The organism is Kitasatospora kazusensis, from assembly GCF_039529945.1.
Lineage (GTDB): Bacteria > Actinomycetota > Actinomycetes > Streptomycetales > Streptomycetaceae > Kitasatospora > Kitasatospora kazusensis.
Window position 1 is genome coordinate 1 of sequence record NZ_BAAANT010000010.1, and the last position, 18,324, is coordinate 18,324.

Consider the following 18,324-nt stretch of genomic DNA (forward strand, 5'->3'; position numbering starts at 1 on the left):
CGCGAACATGTTCTTCGCCCGCTCGGCGTCCTTGCGGGCCAGCCCGCTGTCCTTCAGCGCCTCGACGGTGAGCGAGGTGAGCGGCACCTTGTGCAGGTGGTAGGCCTCCAGCGAGCCGTCCTGGAGCGGGTCGGCGGCGTAACCGACCTTGGCCAGCGCGCGTTTGGTGAACTCGTCGGTGTTGACGATGAGTTCGGCGCCGCGCGGGAGGTCGGCGATGTTCGCCTTCAGGGCGGCGGGGTTCATCGCGACGAGGACGTTCGGTGCGTCGCCGGGGGTGAGGATGTCGTGGTCGGCGAAGTGCAGCTGGAAGCTGGAGACACCCGGCAGCGTCCCGGCGGGGGCCCGGATCTCGGCGGGGAAGTTCGGCAGGGTGGAGAGGTCGTTGCCGAAGGACGCCGTCTCCGAGGTGAACCGGTCCCCGGTGAGCTGCATCCCGTCACCGGAGTCACCGGCGAACCGGATGACCACCCGGTCCAGCCGTCGGATGGGCTTGGCCTGCCGCTGTCTTCCACCGAGCGGAGCGGCGGGTACCGAGGCCCCGCCCTCCCCGTCCGAACCGTCGACTGCCTCGGACTGATCCACCTGACTGGTCACTGCCGCGGACCTCCTCGTGGGCGACCAGCCGCGGGCGTGAGCCGTGTGCCCCGTCCGCCTGGTGCACCATTCGCATCCTAAGCGCGCGGACGATCGCCGGACCGGAACCACGGAAAACGACACCGCCGACGGCCGGGGGCCACCGGCCCGGCCTCAGGAGTTGAGGTACGTCAGCACGGCGAGCACCCGGCGGTGGTCCTCGCCGCTCTGGGCCAGGCCCAGCTTGAGGAAGATGTTGCTGACGTGCTTCTCCACCGCGCCGTCCGAGACCACCAGCTGCCGGGCGACGGCCGCGTTGGTCCGCCCCTCGGCCATCAGGCCGAGCACCTCCCGCTCGCGCGGGGTGAGCCCCGTCAGGACGTCGCCCCGGCGGCTGCGGCTGAGCAGCTGCTGCACCACCTCCGGGTCCAGCGCCGTCCCGCCGCCCGCGACCCGCACCACGGCGTCGACGAACTCGCGGACCTCGGCGACCCGGTCCTTCAACAGGTACCCGACACCCCGCGTGGAGCCGGCCAGCAGCTCGCTCGCGTACTGCTCCTCCACGTACTGGGACAGCACCAGCACACCGACCTGCGGGTACAGCCCGCGCAGTGTCACGCAGGCGCGGATGCCCTCGTCGGTGTGGGTGGGCGGCATCCGGACGTCGGCCACCACCACGTCCGGCAGCGCGTCGGCGGCGGCCAGCTCGTGCACCGTCCGCAGCAGCGCCTCACCGTCCCCGACGCCCGCGACCACTTCGAGCCCCCGGTCGGTCAGCAGCCGGGTCAACCCCTCCCGCAGCAGTACCGAGTCCTCGGCGATGACGACGCGCAGCATGGGAACGGCCTCTCTCGGATCGGGGTAACCACACAAGTCGGGCTCACCCCAGGGGCGCGGGGAACTGCGCGAAACCGGAAGCAACGGCGCCGCACCTCCGCAGCGCGCGGCCCCTCGCGCCCCCGGACAGTGCATGGCGAGCGAAGGGCGATAGCCGAACTACATCGTACGGATGGCCACCGCGTCGCAGAGCCCCTGGAGCGCGGCCTTCGCCGGGCACTCCGGGAGGGGGGCCAGCAGTGCGCGGGCCTCCTCGGCGTAGCGCAGCGTCTCGCGGCGCGCCCGCTCCAACGCGGGGTGCCGGCGGAGCAGCCGTAGGGCCTCGGCGTGCAGCTGGTCGTCCTCGGCGAGGTCGAGCTCCAGCAGCTCGCGCAGCCGGACGTCCTCCGGGTCGGACTCGTCGGCCGGCGTCTGGTGCAGCAGCAGGACCGGCAGGGTCGGGACGCCCTCGCGCAGGTCCGTCCCGGGGGTCTTGCCGGACTCGTGGCCGTCGCTGGCGATGTCGAGCACGTCGTCGGCGAGCTGGAAGGCGGTGCCGATCCGCTCGCCGTACTGGGTGAGGATCTCGACCACCCACGGCTCGGCGCCGGCCATCAGCGCGCCGAAGCGGCCGGAGACCGCGAACAGCGCGCCGGTCTTGCCGGAGATCACGTCGAGGTAGTGCCGCAGCGGGTCGTCCTCGGGGCGGGGCCCAGCCGTCTCCAGGATCTGGCCGGTGACCAGCCGTTCGAAGGCCTCGGACTGGATCCGCACGGCCTCCGGGCCGAGGTCGGCGAGCACCTTGGAGGCGCGGGAGAACAGGAAGTCACCGGTGAGGATGGCGACGGAGTTGTCCCAGCGCAGGTTGGCGCTGGGGGCGCCCCGGCGTACGGGGGCCTCGTCCATCACGTCGTCGTGGTAGAGCGTGGCGAGGTGGGTCAGCTCGACGACCACGGCGGAGGGGACCACACCGGGGGCGTACGGGTCGCCGAACTGCGCGGCCAGCATCACCAGCAGCGGGCGGAAACGCTTGCCGCCCGCCTCGATCAGGTGGCTCGCGGTGATCGTGATGAACGGGACGTCGCTCTTCACGGTCTCGGTGAGCGAGGCCTCCACGGCATCCATCCCGGCCTGCACGTCCCGGGTCAGATCGTGGTCCTGCACGCTCAGCCCGAAGGGCCCCACGACGGTCACGAGGACCACTCCTATCCCTGGTCGAGTCTGCGGCCTGGTCCCTGATGTGCCACCGCTGGCCTACAAGGAGGGTATCCGGTCGTGAATGGATCACTGCACGGGCGTGCGGGTCCGGCACACTCGCGTGTGCCGGGAGACCTCAAGGGGCGCGGGGAACCGTGCGAACGCGGGAGGGCGCAGGTCGTCGCCTTCCGTTTCGCGCAGTTCCCCGCGCCCCTTCTGTGGCTGGTCACCGGCCTTGCAGGGCCGTCTAGCGGACGAAGACCGAGGCCTTGGCCGCCAGGTCGAGGAAGTACTGCGGGAGCAGTCCGAGCCCGAGGGTGACCAGCACGCCGAGGGCGATCGCGGTGGCCGTCATCGCACTCGGCACGGCGACCGCCGGACCGCCGGGCTGCGGGTCGGAGAAGAACATCAGCACGATCACCCGGATGTAGAAGAACGCCGCGACGGCGGAGCTCAGCACACCCACGATCACCAGCGGGGTCGCCCCACCGGCCGCCGCGGCCTGGAAGACCGCGAACTTCCCGGTGAAGCCGCTGGTCAGCGGGATGCCCGCGAAGGCCAGCAGGAAGAGCGCGAAGACCGCCGCCAGCAGCGGCGAGCGCCGGCCGAGCCCGGCCCAGCTGGAGAGGTGCGTCGCCTCGCCCTTGGAGTCGCGGACCAGCGTCACCACGGCGAACGCGCCGAGGGTGGTGAAGGAGTACGCCAGCAGGTAGAACAGCACCGCGCCGACGCCCTGCTTGTTGGTGGCGATCACGCCGGTCAGGATGAACCCGGCGTGCGCGATCGAGGAGTACGCGAGCAGCCGCTTCACGTCCTGCTGGGTGACGGCCAGCACCGCGCCGACCACCATGGTGAGGATCGCCACACCCCACATGACCGGCCGCCAGTCCCAGCGCAGGCCGGGGAAGGCGACGTAGAACAGGCGGAGGAAGGCGCCGAACGCCGCCGTCTTGGTCGCCGCCGCCATGAAGCCGGTGACGGGCGTCGGGGCGCCCTGGTACACGTCCGGGGTCCAGGAGTGGAACGGCACCGCGCCGACCTTGAACAGCAGGCCGACTGCCAGCAGTGCCAGCCCGATCAGCAGCAGCGCGTCGTTCTGGGTGGTGTTGGCCAGCGCCGGGGTGACCGGGGCGGTGCCCGAGACCACGTCGGCGATGTCGCTGAGCCGGACACTGCCCGCGTAGCCGTACAGCAGCGCGGTGCCGAACAGGAAGAACGCCGAGGCGAACGAGCCGAGCAGGAAGTACTTGACCGCCGCCTCCTGGGAGAGCAGCCGCCGCCTGCGGGCCAGCGCGCAGAGCAGGTAGAGCGGGAGCGAGAAGACCTCCAGCGCCACGAACATGGTCAGCAGGTCGTTGGCGGCCGGGAAGAGCAGCATGCCGCCGACGGCGAAGAGCGTGAGCGGGAAGACCTCGGTGGTGGTGAAGCCGGCCGTGGTCGCCTCGCGCTCCTGCTGCCCGCCCGGGACGGTCGCGCCCTGTGCGGTGAAGGCGTCCACCGCCGAGCCGTTGATGCGCGGCTCCAGCCGACGCTCGGCGTACAGCAGCACCGAGACGAAGGCGGACAGCAGGATCACGCCCTGCAGGAAGAGCGCCGGGCCGTCGAGCGCGACGGCGCCCATCGCCAGCAGCCCGGCCTTGGTGGTGCCGTAGCCCTGGGCGGCGAGCACCACCACGGCGGCGAAGGCGCCGACCAGGCCGAGCAGCGAGATCACCAGCTGGGCGGTGTAGCGGGAGCGGCGGGGCAGGAAGGCCTCGGCGAGGATCCCGACGACGGCCGCGCCGAAGACCACCAGCATCGGCGAGAGCTGGCTGTACTCGATGTGCGGCGCGGGGATGCTGGCGCTGTTGCCGCTCGCCGCCTCGATCCACAGGCTGTGGACAGCACTCACTTCTGCTCACCTCCGGAGGTGGCGGCGACCGGGTGGGCCGGCGCCGGGTCGGTCTGGTGGGTCTGGGAGAGCGTGGCGTTCACCGCCGGGTTGACCAGGTCGGTGAGCGGCTTCGGGTAGACACCGAGGAACAGCGTCAGCGCCACCAGCGGCGCGACCACCAGCAGTTCGCGCACCTTGAGGTCGGCCATGCCCTCGACACCGGCCTTGACCGGGCCGGTCATGGTGCGCTGGTAGAGCAGCAGCGCGTAGAGCGCGGCGAGCACGATGCCGAAGGTGGCGATGATGCCGATCACCGGGTACCTGGTGAAGGTGCCGACCAGGACCAGGAACTCGCTCACGAAGGGCGCCATGCCCGGCAGCGAGAGGGTGGCCAGCCCGCCGATCAGGAAGGTCCCGGCGAGCACCGGGGCGACCTTCTGCACGCCGCCGAAGTCGGCGATCAGGCGCGAGCCCCGGCGGGAGATCAGGAAGCCCGCGACCAGCATCCAGGCGGCGGTGGAGATGCCGTGGTTGACCATGTAGAGGGTCGCGCCGGTCTGGCCCTGGCTGGTGAAGGCGAAGATGCCCATGATGATGAAGCCGAAGTGCGAGATCGACGCGTACGCGACCAGGCGCTTGATGTCCTTCTGTCCGACCGCCAGCAGCGCGCCGTAGACGATCCCGACCAGCGCCAGCACCAGGATCGCCGGGCCGAAGGTCCGCGAGGCGTGCGGGAAGAGGCCGAGGCAGAACCGGAGCATCGCGAACGTGCCGACCTTGTCGACGACGGCCGTGATCAGGACGGCCGTTCCGGCGGTCGACTCGCCCATCGCGTTCGGCAGCCAGGTGTGCAGCGGCCAGAGCGGCGCCTTGACGGCGAAGGCGAAGAAGAAGCCCAGGAAGAGCGCCTTCTCGGCCGTCGGGTCGATCACCAGCTTGCCGTCGGCGATGGCGCCCGTGAGCGTCGGCAGGTCGAAGGTGGCGAAGCCCTGGCCCTGCGCGATCACGTACAGCCCGACCACGGCCGCCAGCATGACCAGGCCGCCGAGCAGGTTGTACAGCAGGAACTTCACGGCCGCGTACGAGCGTTGGGCACCCGAGTCCGGGCCGCCCGCGCGGTCGCCGAAGCCGCCGATCAGGAAGTACATCGGGATCAGCATGGCTTCGAAGAAGACGTAGAACACGAAGACGTCGGTGGCCAGGAAGGAGACGATCACCATCGCCTCGACCGCCAGGATCAGCGCGAAGAACGCCTGGGTACGCCGTTTGTTCTCGAAGGTGCCGTCGGGGTTCTGCGCAGGGTCGGCGTCGTGCCAGGAGGCGAGCATCACCACCGGGACGAGCACCGCCGTGAGCAGCATCAGCACCGCGCCGATGCCGTCCACGCCGAGCGAGAAGGAGATCCCGAACGAGCGGATCCAGCTGTACGACTCGGTCAACTGGTAACGGTCGCCGCCCGGTTCGAACTGGACCGCGACGACGGCGGCCAGCACCAGGGTGGCCAGCGAGACGGCCAGCGCGACGGTCTTGGTGGTGCGGCGGCGCGCCTCGTCGGATCCGGCGGGCAGCGCGGCGGTGAGCACCGCGCCGGCCGCGGGGACGGCACAGGTGGCGGTCAGCAGGTAGCTCATGGCCTTCCCTCCTGCTGAGGGTTTCGGCAATCCATCAGACGGACCTCATCAGGAGAGTGGTGGCGACCAGGAGGACCGTGCCGCCGAGCATGGAGAGCGCGTACGACCGGACGAAGCCGGTCTGGACGCGGCGCAGCCGGCCGGAGATCCCGCCGACGGTGGCGGCCAGGCCGTTGACGAAGCCGTCCAGCGCCTTGCTGTCGAGGTAGACCAGCGAGGCGGTGAGCGCGGAGCCGGGCCGGACCAGGACGGCGTGGTTGATCTCGTCCTGCATCAGGTCGCGGCGGGCCGCCCGGGTGAGCAGCGAGCCGACCGGCGGCGTGACGGGGACGGCGGCGCGCCCGTACATCAGGTACGAGAGCAGCACGCCCGCCAGCATGACGGCCGAGGTGAGCAGCGTGACCACGATCGGCGCCAGCGGGGAGTCGCCCTCGGCGTGGCCGGTGACGGGCTCCAGCCAGTGCAGGAAGGAGCTGTTGAAGGCGAACAGCCCGCCCGCGAAGACCGAGCCGAAGGCCAGCACGATCATCGGCAGCGTCATGGTGGACGGCGACTCGTGCGGGTGCGGCTGCTCGCCGGTCGCCGGGTCGGCCTGCCAGCGCTTCTCCCCGAAGAAGGTCATCAGCATCACGCGGGTCATGTAGAACGCGGTGACGGCGGCGCCGGTCAGCGCGCAGAGGCCGAGAATCCAGCCCTCCGTGCCGCCCTTGGCGAAGGCCGCCTCGATGATCTTGTCCTTGGAGAAGAAGCCCGACAGTCCGGGGAAGCCGATGATGGCCAGGTACCCGAGACCGAAGGTGAGGAAGGTGATCGGCATGTACTTGCGCAGGCCGCCGTAGTGGCGCATGTTCACCTCGTCGTTCATGCCGTGCATGACCGACCCGGCGCCGAGGAAGAGCCCGGCCTTGAAGAAGCCGTGCGTGACCAGGTGCATGATCGCGAAGACGTAGCCGATCGGGCCGAGCCCGGCGGCCAGCACCATGTAGCCGATCTGCGACATGGTCGAACCGGCCAGCGCCTTCTTGATGTCGTCCTTGGCGCAACCGACGATCGCACCGTAGAGCAGCGTGACGGCGCCGACCACGACCACCACGGTCTGGGCGTCGGGGGCCAGGTTGAAGATCGCGCTGGACCGGGTGATCAGGTAGACGCCGGCCGTCACCATGGTCGCGGCGTGGATCAGGGCCGAGACCGGGGTCGGGCCCTCCATCGCGTCGCCGAGCCAGGACTGCAGCGGCACCTGGGCGGACTTGCCGCAGGCGGCCAGCAGCAGCATCAGCGCGATCGCCGTCAGCTTGCCCGAACTCGCCTGCTGCGCCGTGCCGAAGACGCCGCTGAAGGTGAAGTTCCCGAACTCGGTGAACATCAGCATGATGGCGATCGACAGGCCCAGGTCGCCGACCCGGTTGACCAGGAAGGCCTTCTTGGCGGCCGTGGCGGCACTGGGCTTGTGCTGCCAGAAGCCGATCAGCAGGTACGAGGCGAGGCCGACGCCCTCCCAGCCGACGTACAGCAGCAGGTAGTTGTCGGCCAGCACCAGCAGCAGCATGGCGGCCAGGAAGAGGTTGAGATAGCCGAAGAAGCGGCGGCGGCGCTCGTCGTGCGCCATGTAACCCACCGAGTAGAGGTGGATCAGCGAGCCGACTCCGGTGATCAACAGGACGAAGGTGATGGACAGTTGGTCGAGCTGGAAGGAGACGTCGGCTTGGAAGCCGTTCACCGGGATCCAGCTGAACAGGTGCTGGTGGACGGCGCGTTGATCCGTCGGGCGGCCCAGCATGCTGACGAACAGCAGCAGGCCGAAGACGAAGGAGAGCGCGGCGGCGAAGGTGCCGAGCCAGTGGCCGAAGCGGTCCAGGTGGCGGCCGCCGAGCAGCAGCAGGGCGGCGCCGGCCAACGGCGCTGCCACGAGCAGCGGAATGAGAGAGTTCACCGAGGGCCTCCGCCTACAGCTTCATCAGGTTGCTGTCATCGACCGAAGCCGAGTGCCTGGTCCGGAAGATGCTCACGATGATGGCGAGGCCGACGACGACCTCCGCCGCCGCGACCACCATGGTGAAGAACGCGATGATCTGGCCGTCCAGGTTGCCGTGCAGCCGGGAGAAGGTGACCAGCGCCAGGTTCGAGGCGTTGAGCATCAGCTCGACGCACATGAACAGCACGATCGCGTTCCGCCGGATCAGCACACCGGAGGCGCCGATGGTGAACAACAGTGCTGCCAGATAGAGGTAGTTGACGGGGTTCACTCCCCACCCTCCCCGTTCTCGGCGGAGTTCTTGGGCACGGTCTCAAGCTCCTTGCGCGGTCCCGTCACGGGCGGCCGGGCGGACGGCGGACGGCCGAGCCACTCGGCGGTGCTGCCCTCCAGCTCGGCCATCCGGCGCAGCATCTCCTGGCTGACGTCGCGGATCTGGCCGCGCTCGCGCAGCGTCCCCATCACCGAGTCCTCGGCGACGGTGCCGTCCGGCAGCAGGCCGGGGACGTCCACCGCGTTGTGCCGGGCGTACACGCCGGGGGCGGGCAGCGGCGGCACCTGGATGTTGTCCCGGACGCGCTTGTCGGCCAGCTCGCGCTGGGTACTGGGGGCCTTCACGTGCTCGCGGTGGGTGAGCACCATCGCGCCGATGGCGGCGGTGATCAGCAGTGCGCCGGTGACCTCGAAGGCCCAGACGTACTTGGTGAAGATCAGCCGGGCCAGGCCCTGCACGTTGCCCTCGGCGTTCGCCGCGGCGAGCCCGGTGAAGTGCGAGAGCTTCGCGTTGGCGATGCCGGCGATCAGCAGCACCCCGAAGCCGAGGCCGCAGACCACGGCCGCGATCCGCTGGCCCTTCAGCTGCTCCTTGAGCGAGTCCTCCGAGGTGACGCCGACCAGCATCACCACGAACAGGAAGAGCATCATGATCGCGCCGGTGTACACCACGATCTGCACGATGCCGAGGAACACCGCGCCCTGGGCGAGGTAGCAGACCGCCAGGGCGAGCATGGTGGCCGCCAGGCAGAGCGCGCTGTGCACGGCCTTCTTCATCAACAGCATGCCGAGCGCGCCGCCGACGGCGATCACGGCGAGGATCCAGAACTGCACGGCTTCGCCGGTGGAGGTCATGAGTGCGTCTCCTTCTCCCGGTCCGTCCGCTCCTGCGGGACGGTGCCCGGCGCCGCCGCGCTGATCTCGCCCCGGTAGTACGCGCCTTCGTCGGCGCCCGGGAAGATCGAGTGCGGCGAGTCGACCATGCCCTCGGTCAGGCCGACCAGCAGCTGTTCCTTGGTGAAGATCAGCGACTCGCGGGAGGAGTCGGCGAGTTCGTACTCGTTGGTCATCGTCAGCGCCCGGGTCGGGCAGGCCTCGATGCAGAGCCCGCACAGGATGCAGCGGGCGTAGTTGATCTGGTAGACCGCGCCGTACCGCTCGCCGGGCGAGTAGCGCTCCTCGTCGGTGTTGTCGGCGCCCTCGACGTAGATCGCGTCGGCGGGACAGGCCCAGGCGCAGAGTTCGCAGCCGACGCACTTCTCCAGGCCGTCCGGGTGCCGGTTCAGCTGGTGGCGGCCGTGGAAGCGCGGAGCGGTGGGCTTCTTCTGCTCCGGGTACTGCTCGGTCAGCCGCTTCTTGAACATGGCCTTGAAGGTCACGCCGAAGCCTGCGGCCGGCCCCAGGATCGACGGCCTGTCGGGTGAGTCGGGCGCGGTGTCGGAGTCTGGCATCTCGGTTCAGCTCCCTTCGGAACGGTCGGCGTTGGAGGTGCTCCCGTTGAGGGCCTCCTGGAGGCGCGGAGCCCGGCTGGGCCGGCGCGGGACGGGCGGCAGCTCCTGCCCGGGCAGCGGCGGCACCGGGTACCCGCCCGCCATCGGGTCGAACTCCGCGGCCGGCTCCGGCTCCTGCGGCTCGGACTGGTGCTTGAGGAAGTCCCGGAGCAGCGCCAGCAGCAGGATCACGCCGATCGGCGCCCCGACGTAGAGCACCACCTGGCTGAAGCCGTAGCCCTGGTTGCGCAGGGCCCGCACACTGGCGACCATCACCAGCCAGACCAGCGAGACCGGGATCAGGACCTTCCAGCCCAGCTTCATGAACTGGTCGTAGCGCAGCCGGGGCAGCGTGCCGCGCAGCCAGATGAAGAAGAACAGCAGCAACTGGATCTTGATGACGATCCAGAGCATCGGCCACCAGCCGTGGTTGGCCCCGGCCCAGAACGCGCTGATCGGGTACGGAGCCCGCCAGCCGCCCAGGAAGAGCGTGCTCGCCAGCGCCGAGACGGTCACCATGTTGACGTACTCCGCCAGCATGAACATCGCGAACTTCAGCGAGCTGTACTCGGTGTTGAAGCCGCCGACCAGCTCGCCCTCGGCCTCGGGCAGGTCGAACGGCGCCCGGTTGGTCTCGCCGACCATCGCGATGATGTAGACGATGAACGAGACCGGCAGCAGCACCGCGAACCAGGTCGGCTGCTGGGCCGAGACGATCTCCGAGGTGGACATCGAGCCCGAGTAGATGAACACCGCCGCGAACGACAGGCCCATCGCGATCTCGTAGCTGATCACCTGGGCCGCCGAGCGCAGCCCGCCGAGCAGCGGGTACGTCGAGCCGGAGGACCAGCCCGCCAGCACGATCCCGTACACGCCGATCGAGGCGGTGGCCAGGATGTAGAGCAGGGCGATCGGCAGGTCGGTGAGCTGGAGCGGCGTCCGGGTGCCGAAGACCGAGACCTCGTCGCCGGCCGGGCCGAACGGGATCACCGCGAAGGCCATGAAGGCCGGGATCGCGGCGATCACGGGCGCCAGCACGTAGACCACCTTGTCGGCCCCGGCGACCACCAGGTCTTCCTTGAGCGCGAGCTTGATGCCGTCGGCGAGCGACTGCAGCAGGCCCCACGGGCCGTGCCGGTTCGGGCCGATCCGCAGCTGCATCCAGGCGACGACCTTGCGCTCCCAGACGATCGCGATCAGGACCGTGAGGACCAGGAAGGCGAAGACGAAGACCGCCTTGAGCAGGACCAGCCACCACGGGTCACGGCCGAAGAACCCGAGGGTCTCGGCGGCTGCGACGGTGTTCATGAGGTCTCCTCCGCCAGGGCCGGTGAGTCCGCCGCGGCGATCGTGACGAGGTGCCCGGCCGTGGTGCCGAGCGTGCGGTGGGCGCCGCCCGGCGTGGAGTTCAGCGGGATCCAGACCGTGCGGTCGGGCAGCTCGGCGGTGATCTCCAACGGCAGGACGAGCGAACCGGCGGGCCCGGTGAGCCGGACGGCCTCGACGGCGCCGATCTCCTGGGCGGTGAGCGCCGAGAGCCGGGCGACGGCCGGGTGCCGGGTGCCGGCCAGGTGGTCGTCGCCCGCCTGGAGGGAGCCGTTGTCCAGCAGCAGCCGGTGGCCCGCCAGCACGGCCTGGCCGGTGGCCGGGCGGGGCAGCGGCGCGGGGTGGGCCGTCGGGGCGGCCGAGCGGTCGCCCGTCCACGGCGTGAAGCGGTCCAGCTCCTGCCGGGCCGCGCGGACGTCAGGCAGGCCCAGCACGTGGCCGAGCGCGTCGGCGAGCATGTTCAGAACCCGTACGTCCGAGTGCAGTTGGGTGCGCATCAGCTGGTCCGGCTTGAGCGCGGCCTCGAACATCCGCACCCGGCCCTCCCAGTCCAGGAAGGTGCCGGCCTTCTCCGCCACCGCCGCGACCGGGAACACCACGTCGGCGTGCCCGGTCACGGCGGACGGGCGCAGCTCCAGCGAGACCACGAACGGCACCCGGGCGAGCGCCTCCTCGGCGAGTGCCGGGTCGGGCAGGTCGTCCAGGTCGAGACCGCCGACCACCAGGGCGTCCAGGTCGCCGTGGGCAGCGGCCGCGAGGATCTGGTCGGTGTCCCGGCCGAGCCGGGCCGGGAGGTCGGCGACGCCCCAGACCGCGGCGGCCGAGGCACGGGCGGCCGGACCGGAGGCCGGCCGCCCGGCGGGCAGCAGGCCGGGCAGCGCGCCGGCCTCGACGGCGCCGCGCTCACCCGCCCGGCGCGGCACCCAGGCGAGCCGGGCGCCGGTGGCGTGGGCCAGCCGCAGCGCGGCGGTGAGCGCACCGGAGACGGTGGCCAGCCGTTCGCCGACCATGATCACCGCACCGGGCGTCCGCAGCAGCGCGGCCGCCCGCCCGGCGTCGTCCGCCAGGCCCTCGTCGTCGGCCAGCGCGGCCAGCCACTCGGCCTCGGTGCCGGGCGCGGCGGGCAGCAGCGCGCCGTGCAGCTTGCCGAGCCCGCGCGTGCGGTGCGAGGCGATCGAGAAGACCGCCAGCCCGTGCGCGCGGTTGGCCTTGCGCAGCCGCAGGAAGACGATCGGCGACTCCTCCTCGGGCTCGAAGCCCGCGAGCAGCACGGCCGGTGCGGCCTCCAGGTCCTGGTAGCTGACGTGCGAGCCGTCCAGGTCCACCCCGTGCCCGGCGACGGCGGCGGCCAGGAAGTCCGCCTCCTCGCCGCTGTGCGGGCGGGCCCGGAAGTCGATGTCGTTGGTGCCGAGCACCACCCGGGCGAACTTGGCGTAACCGTAGGCGTCCTCGACCGTCACCCGGCCGCCGCTGAGCACGGCGGCCCGGCTGCCGAGCAGCCCGGCGGCGGCCGCCGCGAGCGCCTCCGGCCAGGAGGCGGGCGCGAGCTCACCGTCGGCGCCGCGTACCAGCGGCGTGCTCAGGCGCTCGCGCGACTGGCCGTAGCGGAACGCGAAGCGGCCCTTGTCGCAGCTCCACTCCTCGTTCACCTCGGGCTCCTCACCCGCCAGCCGCCGCAGCACCTTGCCCCGCCGGTGGTCCGTCCGCAGCGAGCAGCCGGACGAGCAGTGCTCGCAGACGCTCGGCGAGGAGACCAGGTCGAACGGGCGGGAGCGGAAACGGTACGCCGCCGAGGTCAGCGCGCCGACCGGGCAGATCTGGATGGTGTTGCCGGAGAAGTACGAGGTGAGCGGCTCGTCCGAGCCGATGCCGACCTGCTCCAGCGCGCCGCGCTCCAGCAGCTCGATGAACGGGTCACCGGCAACCTGCTGCGAGAAGCGGGTGCAGCGGGCGCAGAGCACGCAGCGCTCGCGGTCCAGCAGCACCTGGGTGCTCAGCGGGATCGGCTTCTGGTACGTCCGCTTCATGCCATCGAAGCGGGAGTCCGCGCCGCCGGTGGACATCGCCTGGTTCTGCAGCGGGCACTCGCCGCCCTTGTCGCAGACCGGGCAGTCCAGCGGGTGGTTGATCAGCAGCAGCTCCATCACGCCGCGCTGCGCCTTCTCGGCGACGGGCGAGCTGAGCTGGGTACGGACCACCATGCCCTCGGCGACCGGGATGGTGCAGGAGGCGACCGGCTTGCGCTGCCCCTCGATCTCGACGATGCACTGCCGGCAGGCACCCACCGGGTCGAGCAGCGGGTGGTCGCAGAAGCGCGGGATCTGGGTGCCGATCTGCTCGGCCGCGCGGATCACCAACGTCCCTTTGGGGACTTGGACTTCCACGCCGTCGATGGTGAGCGTGACGAGGTCGGTGGCGGTCTTGGCAGGCTCTGTGACCGTCATGCGTGCACCTCCCTCTCGGTGGCGGACTCGTGGGCGGTGGAGCGGCCGGCCCAGACGGTGGAGGCCGCCGGGTCGAACGGGCACTGCCGCTCGGTGAGGTGCCGCTCGTACTCGGAGCGGAAGTACTGCAGCGAGGAGACGATCGGGCTGGCCGCACCGTCGCCGAGCGCGCAGAAGGACTTGCCGTTGATGTTGTCGGCGATGTCGAGCAGCTTCTCCAGGTCACCCTGGACGCCCTCGCCCGCCTCGATCCGACGGAGCAACTGCACCAGCCAGTAGGTGCCTTCACGGCACGGGGTGCACTTGCCGCAGGACTCGTGGGCGTAGAACTCCGTCCACCGGGTGACCGCGCGGACGACGCAGGTGGTCTCGTCGAAGACCTGCAGCGCCTTGGTGCCGAGCATCGAGCCGGCCGCGCCGACGCCCTCGTAGTCGAGCGGCACGTCGAGGTGCTGGTCGGTGAACATCGGCGTCGAGGAACCGCCCGGGGTCCAGAACTTCAACCGGTGCCCGGCGCGCACTCCCCCGCTGATGTCCAGCAGTTGACGGAGCGTCACCCCGAGCGGCGCCTCGTACTGGCCGGGGTTGGTGACGTGCCCGGAGAGCGAGTAGAGCGTGAAGCCGGGGGACTTCTCCGTCCCGAGCGACTTGAACCACTCCTTGCCGCGCACCAGGATCGGCGGCACCGAGGCGATCGACTCGACGTTGTTGACCACCGTCGGGCAGGCGTACAGGCCCGCGATGGCTGGGAAGGGCGGGCGGAGCCGCGGTTGGCCGCGCCGCCCCTCCAGCGAGTCGAGCAGGGCGGTCTCCTCGCCGCAGATGTACGCCCCGGCGCCCGCGTGCACGGTGATGTCGAGGTCGATGCCGGAGCCCAGGATGTCCTTCCCGAGGTACCCCGCCTCGTACGCCTCGGCCACCGCCGCCTGCAGCCTGCGCAGCACGGGGACGACCTCGCCGCGCAGGTAGATGAACGCGTGGTCGCAGCGGATCGCGTACGAGGCGATGACCATGCCCTCGATCAGCGAATGCGGGTTGGCGAACAGCAGCGGGATGTCCTTGCAGGTGCCCGGCTCGGACTCGTCGGCGTTCACCACCAGGTAGTGCGGCTTGCCGTCGTTCTGCGGGATGAACTGCCACTTCATCCCGGTCGGGAAGCCTGCGCCGCCGCGGCCGCGCAGGCCGGAGTCCTTGACCAGGGCGATCAGGTCGTCCGGCGGCATGGCGAGGGCGGAGCGCAGGCCCTGGTACCCGTCGTGGCGCAGGTAGGTGTCCAGGGTCCAGGGGCGGTCGTCGTCCCAGGAGGCGGAGAGGACGGGAGAGAGCAGCTTCTCGGCCGGCTCTGCGGAGGTCATCACGCTTCCGTCCCTTCGTGCCGGGGGGCCACGACCTTGGTGCCCGGGGTGCCCGGCAGGGCTTCGCCCCTGGCGAGCCGCAGGCCCGCCATCGAGGGGGCGCCGCCCGCGCCGGAGGCGTCCACCACGCCGGGGCGCTCGTCGGCGAAGCCGGCCAGCACCCGGGAGGTGTCCTTGAAGGAGCAGAGCTTGGCGCCCCGGGTGGGCAGCACCGCCCGGCCCGCGCGCAGGTCGTCGACCATCCGCTTGGCGCTCTCGGGCGTCTGGTTGTCGAAGAACTCCCAGTTGACCATCACCACGGGGGCGTAGTCGCAGGCCGCGTTGCACTCGATGTGCTCGATCGAGATCTCGCCGTCGGCGGTGGTCTCGTTGTTCTTGATCCCGAGGTGCTGCTGGAGCTCGTCGAAGATCTGGTCGCCGCCGAGCACCGCGCAGAGCGTGTTGGTGCAGACGCCCACGTGGTACGTCCCGGCGGGCTTGCGGCGGTACATCGTGTAGAAGGTCGCGACGCCCGTCACCTCGGCGGTGGTCAGCTCCAACTGCTCGGCGCAGAACCGGATTCCGCTCGGGCTGACGAAGCCCTCCTCGGCCTGCACCAGGTGCAGCAGCGGCAGCAGCGCCGAGCGGGCGACGGGGTAGCGGCCGATCAGCTCGGCGGCGTCCTCGGCCAGTCTGGCGTGCACCTCTGCGGGGTACGGCTTGGCCGGCAGTGCCGGCAGGCCGAGATCTGTGTTGCTCACCGGTCCACGCCTCCCATCACCGGGTCGATCCCGGCCACCGCGACGATCACGTCGGCGACCTGGCCGCCCTCGCACATCGCCGCCATCGACTGCAGGTTGGTGAACGAGGGGTCGCGGAAGTGGACGCGGTACGGGCGCGTCCCGCCATCGCTGACCACGTGCACCCCGAGCTCGCCCTTCGGCGACTCGACCGCCGTGTACGCCTGGCCGACCGGGACCCGGAAGCCCTCGGTGACCAGCTTGAAGTGGTGGATCAGGGCCTCCATCGAGGTGCCCATGATCTTCCGGATGTGGTCGAGCGAGTTGCCCATCCCGTCCGGGCCGACCGCGAGTTGGGCCGGCCAGGCGATCTTCTTGTCGGCCACCATCACCGGGCCGGGCTTCAGCCGGTCCAGGCACTGCTCGACGATCCGCAGGCTCTGGTGCATCTCCTCCAGCCGGATCAGGAACCGGCCGTAGGAGTCGGCGGTGTCGGCCGTCGCGACCTCGAAGTCGTAGGTCTCGTACCCGCAGTACGGGTCGGACTTGCGCAGGTCGTGCGGCAGGCCGGTGGCCCGCAGGATCGGGCCGGTCGCGCCGAGCGCCAGGCAGCCGGCCAGGTCGAGGAAGCCGACGTCGACCAGCCGGGCCTTGAACACCGGGTTGCCGGTGGCGAGTTTGTCGTACTCGTGCATCCGCGAGCGGAGCAGCTTGACGGCCTCGCGGGCCTGGTCGACGGCCCCCGGGGGGAGGTCCTGGGCCAGACCGCCGGGGCGGACGTACGCGTGGTTCATCCGCAGGCCGGTGATCAGCTCGAAGACGTCCAGGATCAGTTCGCGGTCCCGGAAGCCGTAGATCATCAGCGTGGTGGAGCCGATCTCCATGCCGCCGGTGGCCAGACAGACCAGGTGCGAGGAGATCCGGTTGAGCTCCATCATCAGGACCCGGATCACGGTGGCCCGGTCCGGGATCTGGTCGGTGATGCCGAGCAGCTTCTCCACGGCCAGGCAGTACGCCGTCTCGTTGAACAGCGGAGTCAGGTAGTCCATCCGGGTCACGAACGTCGTGCCCTGGACCCAGTTGCGGAACTCCATGTTCTTCTCGATACCGGTGTGCAGGTAGCCGATGCCGCAGCGGGCCTCCTTCACCGTCTCGCCGTCGATCTCCAGGATCAGGCGCAACACACCGTGGGTGGACGGGTGTTGGGGGCCCATGTTGACGATGATGCGCTCGTCGTCGGCCCGGCCGATGGCCTCGACCACCTCGCCCCAGTCGCCACCGGTGACGGTGAAGACCCGGCCCTCGGTGGTGTCGCGGGCGCCGGCGTGCTCGGCGTCCGGCCTCTCGTAGTCGGTGCTCATGAGTACGACCTCCGCTGGTCGGGAGCCGGGATCTGGGCACCCTTGTACTCGACGGGGATGCCGCCGAGCGGGTAGTCCTTGCGCTGCGGGTGGCCCAGCCAGTCGTCCGGCATCATGATCCGGGTGAGGGCGGGGTGGCCCTCGAAGACCAGGCCGAAGAAGTCGTAGGTCTCGCGCTCGTGCCAGTCGTTGGTCGGGTAGACACTGACCACCGACGGGATGCGCGGGTCGCTGTCCGGCGCGGTCACCTCGACCCGGAGCAGCCGGCCGTGGGTGATCGACCGCAGCTGGTAGACCGCGTGCAACTCCCGCCCCTTGTCGTGCGGGTAGTGCACGCCGTTCACGCCGAGGCAGAGCTCGAAGCGCAGCGCCGGGTCGTCGCGCAGGGTCCGGACGGCCTTCAGCAGGTGCTCGCGGGCGACCTGGAAGGTGAGTTCGCCCCGGTCCACCACGGTCTTCTCGATCACGTCGGACGGGTCGAGCCCCTGCTCCTCCAACGCGCCCTCGAACTCGTCGGCGACCTCGTCGAACCAACCGCCGTACGGGCGGACGCTCGCGGGGGGCAGCGCGATCGGCGCGGCCAGGCCGCCGAAGCCGGAGGTGTCACCGCTGCCCTGGGTACCGAACATGCCCTGGCGGCGGCCGACCACCTCCAGCGGGATCTCCTGGCGCGTCGCGGGGACGACGCCCTCGGGGGTGTTGCCGTCGCTCATCGCAGCTGCCCCCGCATCTCGCTGATCGGGGTGGCCTGCAACGCGAACGCCTCGCCGAGCTCCTCCGCGCGGCGCTTGTTCACGCCGAGCGGCTCGTGCTGGATCTTGTCGTGCAGCTTGAGGATCGCGTCCATCAGCATCTCCGGCCGCGGCGGGCAGCCGGGCAGGTAGATGTCCACGGGGACGATGTGGTCCACGCCCTGGACGATCGCGTAGTTGTTGAACATCCCGCCCGAGGAGGCGCAGACGCCCATCGAGATGACCCACTTGGGGTTCGCCATCTGGTCGTACACCTGGCGCAGGACCGGGGCCATCTTCTGGCTGACTCTGCCTGCCACGATCATCAGATCGGCCTGCCGGGGCGAGCCCCGGAAGACCTCCATGCCGAACCGGGCCAGGTCGTAGCGGCCGGCCCCGGTCGTCATCATCTCGATCGCGCAGCAGGCCAGCCCGAAGGTGGCCGGGAAGAGCGACGCCTTGCGCACCCACCCCGCGGCCGTCTCCACGCTGGTGAGCAGAAAGCCGCTCGGCAGCTTCTCCTCGATTCCCATCAGATCCCTCTCAGCCTCTCAAGT

General features: G+C 70.6%; 16 protein-coding genes. All 16 read right to left on the reverse strand.

The annotated features are described in order from the left end of the window. The coding region (locus tag ABD330_RS11025; RefSeq protein WP_344463490.1) for a 2-oxoacid:acceptor oxidoreductase family protein at window positions 1-597 on the reverse strand (597 nt) is incomplete at its 3' end. 153 nt (window positions 598-750) lie between these two features. Further along, on the reverse strand, window positions 751-1,413 hold the full coding sequence (locus ABD330_RS11030; protein ID WP_344463492.1) for a response regulator: 663 nt from the start codon (window positions 1,411-1,413) through the stop codon (window positions 751-753). 159 nt (window positions 1,414-1,572) lie between these two features. Continuing rightward, window positions 1,573-2,586: a polyprenyl synthetase family protein gene (locus tag ABD330_RS11035; RefSeq protein ID WP_344463494.1), complete on the reverse strand. Its 1,014-nt coding sequence runs from the start codon at window positions 2,584-2,586 to the stop codon at window positions 1,573-1,575. Window positions 2,587-2,836: 250 nt separating this feature from the next. Continuing rightward, window positions 2,837-4,480, reverse strand: a complete 1,644-nt coding sequence (nuoN, locus tag ABD330_RS11040) for an NADH-quinone oxidoreductase subunit NuoN (RefSeq protein WP_344463496.1) — start codon at window positions 4,478-4,480, stop codon at window positions 2,837-2,839. Beyond that, window positions 4,477-6,093 carry an NADH-quinone oxidoreductase subunit M gene (locus ABD330_RS11045; RefSeq protein ID WP_344463498.1) on the reverse strand — a complete coding sequence of 539 codons (1,617 nt, stop codon included), beginning with the start codon at window positions 6,091-6,093 and terminating at the stop codon, window positions 4,477-4,479. The genes nuoN and ABD330_RS11045 overlap by 4 nt, the downstream gene beginning before the upstream one ends. A 34-nt stretch (window positions 6,094-6,127) precedes the next feature. Continuing rightward, window positions 6,128-8,026 carry an NADH-quinone oxidoreductase subunit L gene (gene nuoL, locus ABD330_RS11050; RefSeq protein ID WP_344463500.1) on the reverse strand — a complete coding sequence of 633 codons (1,899 nt, stop codon included), beginning with the start codon at window positions 8,024-8,026 and terminating at the stop codon, window positions 6,128-6,130. 13 nt (window positions 8,027-8,039) lie between these two features. After that, window positions 8,040-8,339, reverse strand: coding sequence for an NADH-quinone oxidoreductase subunit NuoK (gene nuoK / locus ABD330_RS11055; protein ID WP_035798594.1), 300 nt, complete (start codon window positions 8,337-8,339; stop codon window positions 8,040-8,042). Next, window positions 8,336-9,196, reverse strand: coding sequence for an NADH-quinone oxidoreductase subunit J (locus ABD330_RS11060; RefSeq protein WP_344463502.1), 861 nt, complete (start codon window positions 9,194-9,196; stop codon window positions 8,336-8,338). Before ABD330_RS11060 ends, nuoK begins: the two co-directional genes overlap by 4 nt. Then, on the reverse strand, window positions 9,193-9,792 hold the full coding sequence (gene nuoI / locus ABD330_RS11065) for an NADH-quinone oxidoreductase subunit NuoI (RefSeq protein ID WP_344463504.1): 600 nt from the start codon (window positions 9,790-9,792) through the stop codon (window positions 9,193-9,195). Before nuoI ends, ABD330_RS11060 begins: the two co-directional genes overlap by 4 nt. A gap of 6 nt (window positions 9,793-9,798) precedes the next feature. After that, the gene (gene nuoH, locus ABD330_RS11070; RefSeq protein WP_344463506.1) at window positions 9,799-11,139 is read right to left on the reverse strand and encodes an NADH-quinone oxidoreductase subunit NuoH; all 1,341 of its coding nucleotides are present in this window, start codon (window positions 11,137-11,139) and stop codon (window positions 9,799-9,801) included. Continuing rightward, a complete protein-coding gene (locus tag ABD330_RS11075) occupies window positions 11,136-13,601 on the reverse strand; it encodes an NADH-quinone oxidoreductase subunit G (RefSeq protein WP_344463508.1) in 2,466 nt (821 codons plus the stop codon). The genes nuoH and ABD330_RS11075 overlap by 4 nt, the downstream gene beginning before the upstream one ends. Beyond that, window positions 13,598-14,956: an NADH-quinone oxidoreductase subunit NuoF gene (gene nuoF, locus ABD330_RS11080; protein WP_344463510.1), complete on the reverse strand. Its 1,359-nt coding sequence runs from the start codon at window positions 14,954-14,956 to the stop codon at window positions 13,598-13,600. The genes ABD330_RS11075 and nuoF overlap by 4 nt, the downstream gene beginning before the upstream one ends. Further along, complete coding sequence (gene nuoE / locus ABD330_RS11085) at window positions 14,956-15,696, reverse strand: NADH-quinone oxidoreductase subunit NuoE (RefSeq protein WP_344463512.1); 741 nt, start codon at window positions 15,694-15,696, stop codon at window positions 14,956-14,958. The genes nuoF and nuoE overlap by 1 nt, the downstream gene beginning before the upstream one ends. Next, a complete protein-coding gene (locus ABD330_RS11090; protein ID WP_344463514.1) occupies window positions 15,693-17,036 on the reverse strand; it encodes an NADH-quinone oxidoreductase subunit D in 1,344 nt (447 codons plus the stop codon). Before ABD330_RS11090 ends, nuoE begins: the two co-directional genes overlap by 4 nt. Then, window positions 17,033-17,749, reverse strand: coding sequence for an NADH-quinone oxidoreductase subunit C (locus tag ABD330_RS11095; RefSeq protein WP_344463516.1), 717 nt, complete (start codon window positions 17,747-17,749; stop codon window positions 17,033-17,035). Before ABD330_RS11095 ends, ABD330_RS11090 begins: the two co-directional genes overlap by 4 nt. Further along, on the reverse strand, window positions 17,746-18,300 hold the full coding sequence (locus ABD330_RS11100) for a NuoB/complex I 20 kDa subunit family protein (protein ID WP_344463518.1): 555 nt from the start codon (window positions 18,298-18,300) through the stop codon (window positions 17,746-17,748). The genes ABD330_RS11095 and ABD330_RS11100 overlap by 4 nt, the downstream gene beginning before the upstream one ends. Window positions 18,301-18,324: the final 24 nt, after the last annotated feature.